General features: G+C 58.5%; 11 protein-coding genes and 2 riboswitches. Of the genes, 4 read left to right on the top strand and 7 right to left on the bottom strand.

Annotation, left to right across the window (positions count from 1 at the left end):
* Positions 1-8 precede the first annotated feature (8 nt).
* The 4 genes from gcvP to LOH53_RS07650 all read right to left on the bottom strand — a co-directional run bounded on the left by gcvP (position 9) and on the right by LOH53_RS07650 (position 7,282).
* Complete coding sequence (gene gcvP / locus LOH53_RS07665; RefSeq protein WP_268251037.1) at positions 9-2,927, bottom strand: aminomethyl-transferring glycine dehydrogenase; 2,919 nt, start codon at positions 2,925-2,927, stop codon at positions 9-11.
* Between the two features lie 40 nt (positions 2,928-2,967).
* Positions 2,968-3,068: riboswitch (glycine riboswitch) on the bottom strand.
* Positions 3,069-3,165: riboswitch (glycine riboswitch) on the bottom strand.
* Between the two features lie 77 nt (positions 3,166-3,242).
* Positions 3,243-3,935, bottom strand: coding sequence for a response regulator (locus LOH53_RS07660; protein WP_230067146.1), 693 nt, complete (start codon positions 3,933-3,935; stop codon positions 3,243-3,245).
* 39 nt (positions 3,936-3,974) lie between these two features.
* Positions 3,975-6,467, bottom strand: a complete 2,493-nt coding sequence (locus tag LOH53_RS07655) for an FtsX-like permease family protein (RefSeq protein WP_230067145.1) — start codon at positions 6,465-6,467, stop codon at positions 3,975-3,977.
* A 38-nt stretch (positions 6,468-6,505) separates the two neighbouring features.
* Positions 6,506-7,282 (bottom strand): ABC transporter ATP-binding protein, encoded by a 777-nt coding sequence (locus LOH53_RS07650; protein WP_230067144.1) that lies wholly within the window; start codon positions 7,280-7,282, stop codon positions 6,506-6,508.
* 109 nt (positions 7,283-7,391) lie between these two features.
* Between LOH53_RS07650 and LOH53_RS07645 the strand changes: the two genes are divergently transcribed.
* A complete protein-coding gene (locus LOH53_RS07645) occupies positions 7,392-8,633 on the top strand; it encodes a sensor histidine kinase (RefSeq protein ID WP_230067143.1) in 1,242 nt (413 codons plus the stop codon).
* Positions 8,621-9,259, top strand: coding sequence for a response regulator (locus LOH53_RS07640; RefSeq protein WP_230067142.1), 639 nt, complete (start codon positions 8,621-8,623; stop codon positions 9,257-9,259). Before LOH53_RS07645 ends, LOH53_RS07640 begins: the two co-directional genes overlap by 13 nt.
* A 13-nt stretch (positions 9,260-9,272) precedes the next feature.
* Here LOH53_RS07640 and LOH53_RS07635 read toward each other — a convergent pair whose 3' ends face one another.
* The 3 genes from LOH53_RS07635 to LOH53_RS07625 all read right to left on the bottom strand — a co-directional run bounded on the left by LOH53_RS07635 (position 9,273) and on the right by LOH53_RS07625 (position 11,938).
* Positions 9,273-10,214 (bottom strand): CPBP family intramembrane glutamic endopeptidase, encoded by a 942-nt coding sequence (locus LOH53_RS07635; RefSeq protein WP_230067141.1) that lies wholly within the window; start codon positions 10,212-10,214, stop codon positions 9,273-9,275.
* 200 nt (positions 10,215-10,414) lie between these two features.
* Complete coding sequence (locus LOH53_RS07630) at positions 10,415-11,074, bottom strand: TetR/AcrR family transcriptional regulator (protein ID WP_230067140.1); 660 nt, start codon at positions 11,072-11,074, stop codon at positions 10,415-10,417.
* Between the two features lie 99 nt (positions 11,075-11,173).
* Positions 11,174-11,938 (bottom strand): DUF2306 domain-containing protein, encoded by a 765-nt coding sequence (locus tag LOH53_RS07625; protein ID WP_230067139.1) that lies wholly within the window; start codon positions 11,936-11,938, stop codon positions 11,174-11,176.
* Positions 11,939-12,067: 129 nt separating this feature from the next.
* Here LOH53_RS07625 and LOH53_RS07620 point away from each other — a divergent pair, with 129 nt between their 5' ends.
* Positions 12,068-12,613, top strand: a complete 546-nt coding sequence (locus LOH53_RS07620; protein ID WP_230067138.1) for a COG4315 family predicted lipoprotein — start codon at positions 12,068-12,070, stop codon at positions 12,611-12,613.
* Positions 12,614-12,615: 2 nt separating this feature from the next.
* Positions 12,616-13,887, top strand: coding sequence for a Dyp-type peroxidase (locus LOH53_RS07615; RefSeq protein WP_230067137.1), 1,272 nt, complete (start codon positions 12,616-12,618; stop codon positions 13,885-13,887).
* Positions 13,888-13,905 lie beyond the last annotated feature (18 nt).

The following is a 13,905-nucleotide window of genomic DNA, read 5'->3' as shown; positions in this document are numbered from 1 at the left end:
AATGGTCCTTAGTTTTCGAATGACTCTGTAGGGTCCTCGAACGCTTCGAGGGGCGGGCAAGAGCACACTAGATTTCGGTCGCCGGTTGCTCCGTCAATACGTCCTACGGGCGGGAAGTACTTGTCTTGACGAAGCGCATCCAGGGGGAAGGCAGCTTGTTCGCGAGTGTAGCCGCGGTCCCAAGCTGAGTTGATTACCGCAGCAGCCGTATGGGGTGCGTTGTGCAGCGGGCTATCAGCCAAGGTGAACTCCCCTGCTGCGATTTGATCAATCTCATGGCGGATGGAAATCATGGCGGTGATGAAACGGTCAATTTCCCCCAGATCTTCGGATTCTGTGGGCTCCACCATAAGCGTGCCCACCACAGGGAAGGACAGAGTTGGTGCGTGGAAACCATAGTCGATCAAGCGTTTGGCTACGTCCTCGGCGCTGACGCCAGTGCGCGACGTCAGCTCGCGCAGATCAAGGATGCACTCGTGTGCTACCAAGTCCCCGGCACCGGTGTACAGGACCGGGAAGTAGTCGTTCAAACGGGAGGCAATGTAGTTGGCAGCCAGCAGAGCTGATTTTGTTGCCTCCGTCAGGCCTTTACCGCCCATGAGCTTAACGTAGGCCCAGGAGATGGGAAGTACCCCTGCGGAGCCAAAGCGCGATCCGGAGATCGGAACGCCGGTCGACGCCGCAGGTTCGCCCGCGCCGTTCCCTACCGTTGCGTTGGCGTCACCGGGCATGAACGGTGCCAGGTGCGATTTGGCTGCTACCGGGCCAACGCCGGGGCCGCCGCCACCGTGCGGGATGCAGAAGGTCTTGTGCAAGTTCAGGTGGCTAACATCCCCGCCGAACTTTCCTGGCTGGGCCAGTCCCACCAGAGCGTTGAGGTTGGCGCCGTCAACATAGACTTGCCCGCCAGCGGCATGGACAGCATCGCAGACTTCGGTGACGTCGGCATCAAAAACACCGTGCGTAGAGGGGTAGGTGATCATGATCGCGGAGAGTTGACTCTTATGAGTTTCAATCTTCGCGTCCAGATCGGCTCGGTCAATAGATCCGTCGGCGGCGGTACCCACCACCACAACCTTCATCCCTGCCAGCACGGCGGAGGCTGCGTTGGTGCCGTGTGCAGATCCGGGAATCAGACACACAGTGCGCTGGGCATCACCGCGGGAGAGGTGGTAGCCACGGATAGCCAGCAGGCCCGCCAACTCACCCTGTGAGCCGGCATTGGGTTGGGTGGAGACCTGGTCATAACCGGTGATCTCGCACAGGTCTGCTTCCAGATCTGCTATCAACAGACGCCAGCCCTCTGTCTGGGAGTCCGGGGCGAATGGGTGGATGGAGGCGAATTCGGGCCAGGAAATGGCTTCCATTTCCGCGGTTGCGTTCAATTTCATGGTGCACGAGCCCAGTGGAATCATGGTCCGGTCCAGAGCAAGATCGCGGTCACTGAGCTTGCGGATGTACCGCAGTATTTGGGTTTCAGAACGGTGGCTGTTGAAGACAGGGTGCGTCAAGAAATCTGAGGTGCGCACAGTATCCGTAGCCAGAGCGAAGCTAGCTCCGGCGTGGTCGTCACCGTCACCTGCCGGTGCGGCGCCAAACACGTCGGCAACGCGTGCCACAATGTCCGCCGTTGTGGTCTCATCCAAGGAGATTCCCACATGGTCAGCGTCGATCACGCGAAGGTTGATGCCACGAGATTCGGCAACACCAATCAACGCCTTCGCGCGGCCCGGGACGCGAACGGTCACGGTGTCAAAGAAGGAAGCATGAAGGACCTCCACCCCCGAGGCCGCCAGTGCGCCAGCTAGGGTGCGGGCGTGATGGTGGACGGTCTCGGCAATCGCTTTGAGTCCGGCCGGCCCGTGGAAAACTGCGTACATGGATGCGACGATGGCTAACAGAGCCTGAGCCGTGCAAATGTTGGAGGTCGCCTTTTCACGGCGGATGTGCTGCTCCCTAGTCTGTAGAGCGAGGCGGTACGCAGGCAGGCCAGTGTTATCCACCGAGACTCCCACAATGCGCCCAGGCAAGGAACGCTCCAACCCTGGACGGACCGCCATGTACGCGGCATGCGGACCACCGAAAAAGAGCGGAACGCCAAAGCGCTGGGCGGAACCCACCGCGATGTCTGCGCCCTGTTCACCGGGAGGGGTGATCAACGTCAGCGCTAGCAGGTCTGCGGCGACAGTGACGAGCGCACCCTTTTCCTTGGCCGCGGCAATGACCTGGGCATGGTTGAAAACGCGTCCGGAAACACCGGGCTGCTGGAGCACGATGCCGTTGATGTCGCCTTCTGGCAGGCCAAGAGAAAGGTCCGCGATCTCCACTTCAAAACCAAGTGCCTCGGCGCGGCCCATCACTACAGCGATGGTTTGCGGCAAGAGGTCAGAGTCTAGGACTGTCTTGGCGTTGACGGCCGTCTTGGATTTGTTAGCGCGGCGCATAAGCAGCACGGCTTCGGCAACGGCAGTGGCTTCATCGAGGAGGGAAGCGTTAGCGATGGGCAGTGCTGTTAAGTCGCTGACCATCGTCTGGAAGTTCAGCAGCGCTTCCAGACGACCTTGGGAGATTTCAGGCTGGTACGGGGTGTAAGCGGTGTACCAGGCTGGCGCTTCCAGGACATTGCGGCGAATCACAGCTGGAGTCACCGCGCTGTAGTAACCCTGACCAATCAGCTGCACGGCCGGGATGTTCTTTTTGGACAGTACGCGCAGTGCGTCCAGGACTTCCACTTCGCCCAGTGCAGCTTGTAGCTGTAATGGCGAGGACTGGCGGATACTCGCCGGCACTGCGGTGTCTACGAGGGAGTCCACGCTGTCGTAGCCAACGGCCTTGAGCATGGTGTCAATATCGGCTTGGCGGCGGGCACCAATGTGCCTGTCGGCGAAAACTGACGGTGTGGATTCAATGGTCACAAGGAACTCCAAGATCTGGCCTGCCCTGACGGACTCGGCGTGGGTTTGGGTTCCTCCCCGCTCTGTTCGTGGACCTGAGAGATTCCGCGGACTTTCATCCGCTTGCACCGTCGGTGAGCCAGGTTTTTACACCTGGCTACTTTCCAGAGTTGCCTCGCCATAGCGGTACAGGGGCCTGAGAGATTCCTGGGGAGGATTTGCTCCTACGGCGCCGCCACACTGGGTGGGAGGACTCTCCCGCCACGGTTCAAAAGGCATATTAAGCTGTGGGTAATTCGGATCACACGGTACACGAAGAAGGCGTGGGAGGCAACGCGTTACGCCGCGTCAATTCAACGCACTCACCCGAAAACTATCCCGTGTGAACTCAACAATACCGCTCTGGTAGGCCCACACCACAGCTTGGAGCCTGGACCCGACGCCGATTTTGGCCATGATTCGGCCCAGATGCGACTTGACGGTGGAGACTTCCAGGAACAATCGCACTGCAATCTCGGCATTTGATAGTCCTTCCGCGAGCAGTTGGACGATCTGCAGTTCCCTCCCGCTCAAGAGTCCGTGGGATCCGGAAACCACCACCGGCTGCAGGGCCCTGCGAAGTGAAAACTCACGCAGGACCCTGCCCGTCAGTGCTTGGTCTATGACGCCCTCCCCCGCAGCCACATGGCGGAGGGCCTCAACGATGATTCGGGGCTCGGCACTTTTGAGCAGAAAACCTGAAGCCCCTGCCTCCAACGCACTAAATACATGTTCGTCCACATCAAATGTTGAGAGTACCAACACGGGCACACTGCCTGAAGTGTCTTGAGCTGAAAGCTCCGCCACAATGCTCATAGGATCCCGGCCAGGCAAAGTAATGTCCATGCAAACAACGTCCGGGTGAACCGCCCGCGCCAACGGCACCACCTCGCCCCCATGCTCCGCAGATCCCACCACATCAATACCGGGTTCAAGGCTAAGAATTGCACCCAACCCGGCGCGTGCCAACGGATTGTCATCTGCAATGAGTACACGGATCATAGTTTCACTCCCACAAAATTCATGAACAAGGACATAGTCTTACTCCCGCGAACCGATCTCGGCAATCGGCGACGCCCGCAGGGCCAGCGTGGTGGCGAAACCGATCGCTACTACGGCAAGGGAGCTCATGACACCAATAACCACCAAGGTTCCAGAGGACAGATTTGGCCATGGCTGCCCTGAGACGGCGAAGCTAATCCCGGCAAGCGCCGGGAAAGCGACGGCAACCCCGAGGACTGCGGCCAAAATAGCAATCATGACTGCCTCAATGGCCATCATGGAGTAGATCTGGCGCACATTGCTTCCGATCAGTCGCAGCAGGGCAAATTCCCGGCGGCGTTCGAGTGTCGCAACCACCAACGTATTCACGACTGCCAATCCCACATAACCTAAGATGATGAACAGTGCCAGTGAGCTGGCGAACGAATCCGCTGAGCGAGTTTTCGCTCCCTGCGCCGCAGCTGTATGCGGATCTCCCACAACGAATCCGGCATTGCTCAAGCCTGCGGCCACCTGGTCAGACTTAGAGGGGTCGACATTGATCAGCACCTGCGTATCCAACCCGGTGTTCGTATGGGCACGCACTAGATCATTGGATACTGTGACAGCACCAAAGCCCAGACCCCGCCCGTAGGTGGCGACCAATTTGGCTTTGATGGGCGTTCCATCACCTAGACGAACGTTTACGGTATCGCCGAGCTTGGCACCGGCATCCTGGGCAACATCAGTGCTCAGCGCAACCGTCAAGGGGTTCTGGAGATCTGCAAGTGACCCCATTTTCACCGCAAGGTCCATGGTGGCAGGAGCAGTAAGAGGATCAATTCCCTGGAGGGCATATTGTTCGGCACTCGGGTCACCGAACTGGATGGACTCGATGGTCGCGCCGCTGACGGCCACAGCATTGAGCACGGTGACGCCGCTGGTGGCTTTAATGCTTTCCACTGCCTTCGCGGAAAAACCAAATCCGGGGTTCGTCACCAGCAAGTTAGCTGTGATGCCGTCCTGTACCTGCACCTGAGCTTCGTTCGCAACGATCGCGGACGTACCCAGTTGCACGAGTCCTAAACCTATCCCCAGCGCCAATGGCACGACTGCCGCTGCCAGGCGGCGCGCGTTTCCGGTAGAATTCGCGTGCGCCAATACGACGCCGGGCGTACGCGAGGTGCGCAGCAATCGTCCGAACATACTCACTCCCGCGCCTGCGATCTTGGGACCTAAGAGTCCCACCGCAACGATGAGCAGCAGGCCAGCCGCAGCAGGGGCAGCGATAGCCGCCGTGCCATGGAGTAGAAGCGGTGATGCGCTTGCAAGCAGACCAGCCCCGGTCAAGACGATGCCAGTGATCAAACGCCCCGTACCTAGTTTGGCAGGCGTCGTTGAGGACTCAGTAAGCGCCTGAATTGGGCTGACCTTGCTGAAGCGAGCCGCGACAATGTTGGCGACTACCAAGACTGTGAGCACCACGAGGACGACTGCACTAATTCCCGGCCAGGGACTGAAGGTGAAGGCGAATCCCGGCGGGATCAGCCCGTTGCTACTAAAGACATTTTTGAGGATTTGTGCCAATAAGTATCCAGGCCCGACCCCGATCACGCCAGCCGCTGCGGATACGACGAAAACCTCCCCGAGAATAAGACTGCGCAGTTGCCCTGGAGTTGAGCCGATGGTGCGCAATAATGCGAAGTCCCGCTGCCTCTGGTGCAAGGAGAGAGACAGTGCGGCCGCGACGAGGAAAAGCGCAATCAACAACGCTGTTCCCCCGAACGAGGAGCCGAAGGCGACCAGCGTTCCACGGCCAGCGCCAGCATCCAAGAACTCGGCCGTTCCACGGTCTTTGCCGGTGTAGGTGTCCACACCCGGTGCTTGAGTTTGGATATTCGCGGCCAAAGTCTGTGCCGAGACACCGTCCTTGGCAAAGACGGCCAAGGTCTTCGCGTCGTGATCGCCCCCGGTCAGCGCGGCAGCGGCTTCATCGGACAGGAATACTTGACGTTCTGGCGCGGAGCCGGAACTACTCGGGGGTTCCGATGCAGTCCCCACGACTGTGTAGGTGGCTGGAGCCCCACCATGAGAGAGAACAAGTGAGTCACCCAAGTGGGCGTGCGGGTCTGAAGCACCAACTACCACGTCCCCTGCTTGCTGTGGCATTTTCCCCGAGAGCAGATTCTGGTTGGTGATTGACGTGGACGCCCAATTGTGTGCGGTGACCGCTGCTCCATTGTCGGAGAGTTGGATAGTGAAGTCCGGGATAACTTTCGCCACGTTGTTCAATGCGGAGATGCTGTCAGCGGCTCCTTGTGGAAGAGCTGCCTGTTCGGGAAAGACAACTGCCAGATCCTCCGGAAGTGCAGAAGATTGTTGCCCGCCGACAATGACGTCGGCCGCGCTATAGCGGACCGGATCGTAGCCGCCTCTAAGCCCAGATTCCAGCACCACACCAAGGCCAGTCAGCAGAATAACTGCGGCTAGCGTGGAAACGAAAATACCGGCAAAACTTCCCAGGTGTTGACGGATTCCTGATTTTATGATCATCTTTCGGCCATCTGTGCTGATGCTTGCACTTTGATCTTTCATGCTTCCAGCCCCGTCATGAAGTCACTGATTTCTGCTGCGGTGCCGCCATCCCGGTAGCCCGCCAGCTGACCGTCGGCTAAGAATATTACTCGTTGGGACGCAGCTGCCACGACTGGATCGTGGGTGACCATGACGATCGTCTGATTCAGCTCCCGGGCCAAATGCCACAACAGGTCAAGGACCGCCCTAGCACTGCGTGAATCAAGGGCGCCGGTGGGCTCATCGGCAAAAACTACTTCCGGGTGGCTGATGAGCGCACGCGCGATCGCGACCCGCTGTTGCTGTCCACCGGAAAGTTCTGCCGGCCTGCGATTCAAAAGAGCTCCGATACCTACGGCATTTGTCAGGTATTCAAGCCACGCGTTGTCAGCGGACTTTCCTCCGAGAATTAGGGGCAAAGTGATGTTCTGCTCAACAGAAAGCGTCGGCAGCAGATTGTAGGCCTGGAAGATGAATCCAACATGGTCACGGCGAAATTGGGTGAGTCTGTCACCGGAGAGCTGCGAGATGTCGGTGGACCCAACGTGCACGCTCCCACGCGTAGGCTTATCCAGCCCAGAGGCCAAGTGGAGAAGCGTGCTTTTCCCGGAGCCGGACGGCCCCATAATGGCGGTGAAAGATCCTTGATAAAGTGCCAGCGACACATTGTTCAAGGCAGTGAGCGTTGCCGGGCCGCTGCCATATTGTTTTTGGACCGAATCCAACCTTAATGCGATGCCTGAATTGGCGGGAACGCCGGTTACTCCGGCGGGCTGATGCTCTGCTTTTCTCATAGTTTCAACGCTACGGATTGGTGCTGCGTACCAACACACTGCCTACTGCCGTCTTTGGGGTATAGCCAGCTATACCCACCAAGTCCCGCCTTTAAGGAAAGATGGAGAAGTGATAAAAGAACGATTTAGCTCGTGGCTTCTAACCCTGCGGTACTTGTCTATTGAGTCCTTTACTGCTGCCCTGTCATTGTGTTTTCTCTTAGTTGGCGCAATGCTTGTGCCGCTGGGGCTCATCACAGGGTTGCCGTTTGCTACGACCGCCGTCGCCATGCTTCGCGAGTGGGCGGATTTGGCTAGGAAACGCACCACTGAATTTTCCGGCCGGCGCCTTAGCACTTCGTATCCTGACATCACAGCCCAAAGTTATAAGGGACGATTTGAACTGCTGTGGTCCCGGACTACCCGCAAAGATGCACTATGGCTGCTTATTCACGGGGTACCTCTACTCGCCATCGGATTTTTCACGATCGCGCTCCCTTTCGCCGCCCTCAATTCCCTGTTGATTCCGCTGTACTGGGAGCCTGTCTCTCACTTCACCGAAATTGCGAACCCCTATCCCGTGACCTCTTGGGCTGCGGCCGCCACTATGCCCTTGGTTGCCGCAGTTTATGCTGCATTGGCTTGGTGGCTCATCCCTGTCACCGGAAGAATGTTCAGCCGGTCCCAAGCTAGGCTTTTGGACATTGGCCGGGCTACGTTGTTGGCCGAACGTGTCACGGCCCTGACGGCTAGCAAGGCCGCAGCCTTAGAGGCTCATTCCTCTGAACTGCGCAGAATTGAACGAGACTTGCACGACGGTGCACAAAACAAGCTGGTCGGTGTGGTCATGATGCTTGGCATGACCATGAGGTCCTTGGAAACCGGCGGTTCTAACACCCTGGAGCATCTGCGTCGAGCCCAGGACGCTGCCACCGATGCGCTGTCCACCTTGCGCACCATGGTCCACGACATTTATCCACCGGTTCTCGACGAGCTAGGTCTAGACGGAGCTCTTTCCGCCGTCGCCGTCCGTAGCGCCTGCCCGTGCACTCTTCACATTTCGCAGCTCCAGCGCTCACCCGCCGCCATCGAGGCCGCCGCATATTTCGTTGTCGCCGAGGCAGTAACAAATACGAACAAGTATGGTTCGGCGACACGTTTAGACGTCAGCTTGGAACGGGAAATCGTGGACAACGTTGACTGCCTAGTGCTCACTGTGGAGGACGACGGCGTTGGCGGTGCGGTGGAGAGGCCTGCCGGTGGACTGGCCGGCATCCGACGCCGGGTTGAAACGTTCGAAGGTACCATGACACTGACCAGTCCTCGTGGGGGTCCAACAACTATCAAGGCGGTTTTGCCATGCGGGTGGTGATAGCAGAGGACGATGTTCTCCTGCGTCAGGGTTTGTCCCTTCTACTGGAAAGTGAGGGTTTCGATGTGGTGGCCGCGGTCGGTGACGGCGAGGCATTTCTAGAAGAATTCCACAACGCCGATGTGGGCGTGGTCGATGTCCGGATGCCGCCATCATTCACTAACGAGGGCCTCAAGGCTGCTGCGGAGGCACGGGCTAGACGGCCAAACTTTCCCATCCTTGTTCTCTCCGCCTACGTCGAGGACCGCTACGCCGGCCAGTTGCTGGCGGCCGGTTCCGTGGGCCTGGGTTATCTTCTCAAGGAGCGTGTTGGTCAGGTCGGGGATTTCGTCGACGCACTAAGAAGAGTGGCCAGCGGCGGTACAGTCATGGACCCGGAAGTCATCTCACAGTTGATGACCCGCCGCCGGGCAGATGACCCCATTCGTTCGCTGACCCCCCGTGAATCCGAAGTCCTGGCGCTTATGGCGGCAGGCCTGGACAACGCATCCATCGCTGGACGCCTGGTGGTATCCGAAACAGCTGTCAGCAAACATATTGGCAACATCTTTGCCAAACTGGGGCTCTCTGCCGGCGACAGCGGTCACCGACGAGTCAGGGCAGTTCTGGCGTATCTACATTCGTAGCCACGCCGTTGCCTTAGTCATTGGCATCCACCATGTTATTGCTCGTGCTCGTCTTTCCTGAGGTCGCCGGCAAGGGTCCCGGATAGCCCAGTTTCCCCTTGGTCGCAACAATGATCGCAACCGCTGCGATTACGGCACCGCTCGCAGATGCCGTCAAAACCATGCCCTCTGCGATGCCCGGAAATATATCTGAGAACAGCAAGGAGCCAACGGTGTTCACACCAACATGTCCAAGGATCAGCAACGGCAGGCTCTGACCGGTCCGGTTAAATAGCCAAACAACAACGACGTTGAACCCGACGCAGAAGATCGTGAAAGCAACCGGACGAGTCCAGTCGGCGTCCGGATACCCACCCCAGTCAGAGAGGAACAGCGGGAAGTGCCACACCGCCCAAATCGGGCCTAGGATCATCGCTGATTTCATGGGGCTGAACTTCGCCTGGAGCCGGGGTAGAGCGAAGTCGCGCCATCCTGGCTCTTCCGCAAGCCCGGTCGTGACGATTTGAACTAGGAGAAGGGGAATATAGAGACTCAGAACCGTAAGGGAAGGTGCTTGGATGACGCCACCAGAAAACGCAACTCCTGTGAGCAGTAAACCTGCGGGAATTCCCAGCAACGCCACGGCGTACCATTTCCAATTGACCCGCCAGCGCCAGAGTCGTCCCAGCCATAAGCGAAGCCCGACGCGGCCGTCACTAATTGCCGTTACGAATAGAGCGCCGCCAAGAGGGCCCAGGTATGCCCCGGGCAAGACGCCCAGAAGCTGGCCGGTCCCTAAAACATCCGGGAATTTGTAATCCCATAGGCCCAGTCCGTTCATGGACAAGATGTAGGGCACCCACGCCACCCAACTCAAACCCATAGCAAGTACAAAGAAGCTGAGCAGGGGGGACCTGCGGATCAGTCCAAGCGGCCCTCCCTTCCCAGCTTCCTGCACAGAATTTGCTGCGTTCATTGGATATTTCCTCCCTCGTCATTTGTGACGAATGCGCCACAAATTAAGCCTAGGAAGAAACAAGAACTGGTTGTAGCGGCAAAGGGAGCAACTTTGGACAGTGCTACCAAAGTTGCAAGCCGCAGGGATGCCGTGCTGGCATTTGCACCTTGGGAAGGGCAACGAATGCACACTGCACGCACGGCGCCCAGCGGCAACAATCAGGCTGCGAGCGCCTTCACTTCGTGTTCGAACAGGGCATCGGCGTCAATGTGCATCGCCGAATAGGCGCCGCCGATTTCCAAGCTCACCAATCCGTGAAGGCGTGACCATAGCCGAAGAGCCAGCTCATAGTCCTCGCTTCCAGCGCCACGGGCGGTCAAGACCTCATCATTGGCAAGGTGCGCAGGGGCTTTTTGTCCACTACGGCGTCCGGCAAGGACGCCCAAGATCACTCCCATGAGTGATCTAGCCGCCTCCGCCAGGGGAGCACTGTGGGCATCATATCCAGGCAAGGGGGGTTTGAAGAGCAGCTCGTACCTGTGCGGTTGTTGACGGGCCCAGTCGCGATAAGCTCGCGCCAGACTTCGCACTCGGTCGATCAATTCTTGGCCAGTTTCATTTGAGGCTGCATCCGCGGCCAGAGCATCCCGCAGATCCGTGTACGCATCGATCACGAGTGCGCCGAGCAGTTCATCCCGATTGGAATAATAGCGGTAGAGAGCCGAGCCTGAAACGGCTAGCCTTTTCGCAATCGCGTTCAGAGAGATCCCTTGAGGGCCTCCCTCGAGCAACTGTTCCGAAGCTATCTCTTTGACCTCTTCACGCATTTGTTCGCGAAAGCGTTCCCTCGTGGAAATCGGGTGTTCCTGTGTTGACATGCTAAACACCTTTCCCAGAATCCATTTTCCTCCCAGTGACGCTAGCACGCCGCGGCTGTTTGGGAAGGCAGCGCCATATCTGCATCGACACCCCGTCTATCATCGTTGCCCTGCAAGCTCTGGGTCAGGAGTAGGCGCCTGACTTGAGGTTGCCGGACTTTTCGGCGACTGATTTGTCGACACGCGGCGCCGGCGGCGAAGTGCCGGCGCTGTGATTCTTTGGACGAAGAAGTATTCCGCGATGACGACGTTGATGAAGATCGCCGCCCACACGCTAGCTGAGTAGACCTCGGCGAATTCGATTCCGAGAACAGGTCGGAGCGCAAGTCCGCTAACAAGGAAAATGCGCAGCGTGACTGCTGAGAACGTGAGGGCGTAATTGCGGACCATCCAGACCCGGTGAAGCTGGACTTCCCCACGTCGGATGGTGCGGTACCCCTGTACGACTGTGTAGAGCCAGGCGACTCCAAGGAGAGCAAAGGCTACCTGCGCCGAGAATCCGTCAACGGAGAGACCCGTTGCTACGATCGCAGCAATAGCGGCAAAGACGACACTGATCATATAGATGCGACCGGTGATCCGGTGGGCGCGCGGAAAACGTGTCCGGAGCGGTGTGATGAATTGGATTGGTCCAAGTACCAGCGCCAGTCCCGCTGGTACTGCGTGAATAGCCAGCGTCAGGTAGTGAAGGGCAACGTCCGTGTTGAGGGGGATCACGCTGTCGTTCGGATTTCCGGTGAGGTATCGCGGCACAGCGTAGATCGCGGTGGCCAGCGCCAGCAAAGCCATGACGATGAGCCCTATGCGAGTACGTCGTGAGGTGCGACGCCGAGGGCCGGATTGTTTGGTGGATATCTGGTCCATAATTTTGGCTTTCCTTTTTATCGTAAAAATCGTGAAATACGGCTACGCTTTAAATGTGAACAGTGATCTAAAAGAAGAGATCATGACGCAATACTACACAACTTCCAAGTTTTGTGAGAGGATATTTCTATGAGCCAATCAACAAGCCCCAAGACCCCGTCCACCTCAACAGCCACATCCGCGGATCCCACCAGGCGCCGCCGTCGAAACATTTACATCGGTGCAGCCGCCGCACTTGCCCTCGCAGTTGGTGGGGTAACCGCCTACTTCGTGACACCTCGCGATATTGCAGTCGTCGACTCTGGCCCCGCACGAGTGGCCGTAGGCACTGTCGAAGGCATCGGTGACATCTTGGTAGACGGTCAGGGGCGCACCCTGTACCTCTTTGAGCCCGATGAGGCCGCAAACGTCACGTGCACTGGCGGATGCGCCAAAAAATGGCCTCCGCTAGAAAAGAACGGCGCCACGGAGCCTGATGTAGCAAAGGGCGTTGACGCATCGGCTGTCTCCACCAAGACAGATCAGGGCGGCGCGGAAGTTCTGACCTTCAACAACTGGCCCCTCTACCGCTATGTTTCGGACGAGGTCGGTCAGGTAACAGGGAACGGTAAAGACCAAAATGGTGGCAAATGGTGGGCATTGACCCCCACCGGAGAGCGCGTGAAGGCGAACTAATCATGCAGCCAGTCCCAGAAGAACAAGAAGGACGCGATCCAGCCGCCGTACCCCATAAGGCCCGGGGCCTGAGTCGTCGGTCGCTGATGGGAATCTTCGGCATAACCGGCGCCACTGCTACCCTCGGCGTCGCCGGTTACGCCGGCGTTTCTCAACTGACAAAGCCTGCTCCAACACCGACTGTGGAGACGGAACAGGTGCAGGCCTCCGACGTCGTCGCATTTGACGGGATTCATCAGGCGGGCATCGCCACTCCCGCGCAGTCAAATGTGGTTCTCACGGCCTACGACGTCGCAGGAACCGCGGGCAAGGCGGAAATCGCCGCCGTCATGAAAGCCTGGACACTTGCGGGGCGGGCGCTGACCACGGGATCGTCGATGGAAGGTGACCCTGACATCAGTACCGGAAGTAGCACAGCGAGTCTGAGCATCACTGTCGGTGTGGGAGCTACTCTCGTGGAGAAAATCAAGGCTCAACGCCCCGGCGCACTCGTCGATCTTCCTGCATTTGCAGGGGACCAAATTGATCCCCTGCGCAGCGGCGGGGACCTAGTGGTGCAATTGTGTGCAGATGATCCGCTTGTCCTGGCACAGGCAGATCGTGTTCTCACCCGCCTTGCTAGGGGAATTTTACGCGTGCGCTGGCAGGAGCAGGGCTTTGGCAGCACGGGCGCGCGGAAGGACGGGCGTACTGGCCGGAATCTAATGGGCCAGCTTGACGGGACGAACAACGTCACAACCAGCGCGCTCGCCAAAGCTGGCCCGATCTGGGTCAGTGACGACGGACCAGCCTGGCTGGCTGGTGGTAGTTATTTAGTGGTACGCCGCATCCGCATGCTCACCGAGCAGTGGGATCAAACGAACAAAGGGCAGCAAGAGCGGGTGATAGGACGCACGAAGGATACTGGCGCCCCGCTCGGCTCAAAGCTTGAAAGCGATTTCGTTGACCTGGAGGCGAAAAATCCCGATGGCAGTCTCACCATCCCGGCAGACAGTCACGTTCGCCTCGCGAAGCCTGCCTCCAGTGCTGAAAATATGATGCGGCGCGGCTACTCCTACCGTGGCGCCGTACTGCCCGACGGCTCCGTGGATCAAGGTTTACTCTTCCTTGCCTTTCAAAAAGATCCGAGCACTAGTTTCATCCCGGTTCAGCAGCGACTGGCAGCCCATGACGCACTTGAGCGCTTCACCTTGACGACGTCCAGCGGTGTATTCGCGATCCTGCCCGGGGTCAGCGCAGAATCCGACTGGTTGGGGTCCGCCCTATTCTCCTGACCCGTTCGCTGTGTTGTA

The sequence above is a fragment of the Arthrobacter cryoconiti genome, from assembly GCF_020905375.1.
Taxonomy (GTDB): Bacteria; Actinomycetota; Actinomycetes; order Actinomycetales; family Micrococcaceae; genus Specibacter; species Specibacter cryoconiti.
This window is presented reverse-complemented; position numbering and strand designations above follow the sequence as displayed.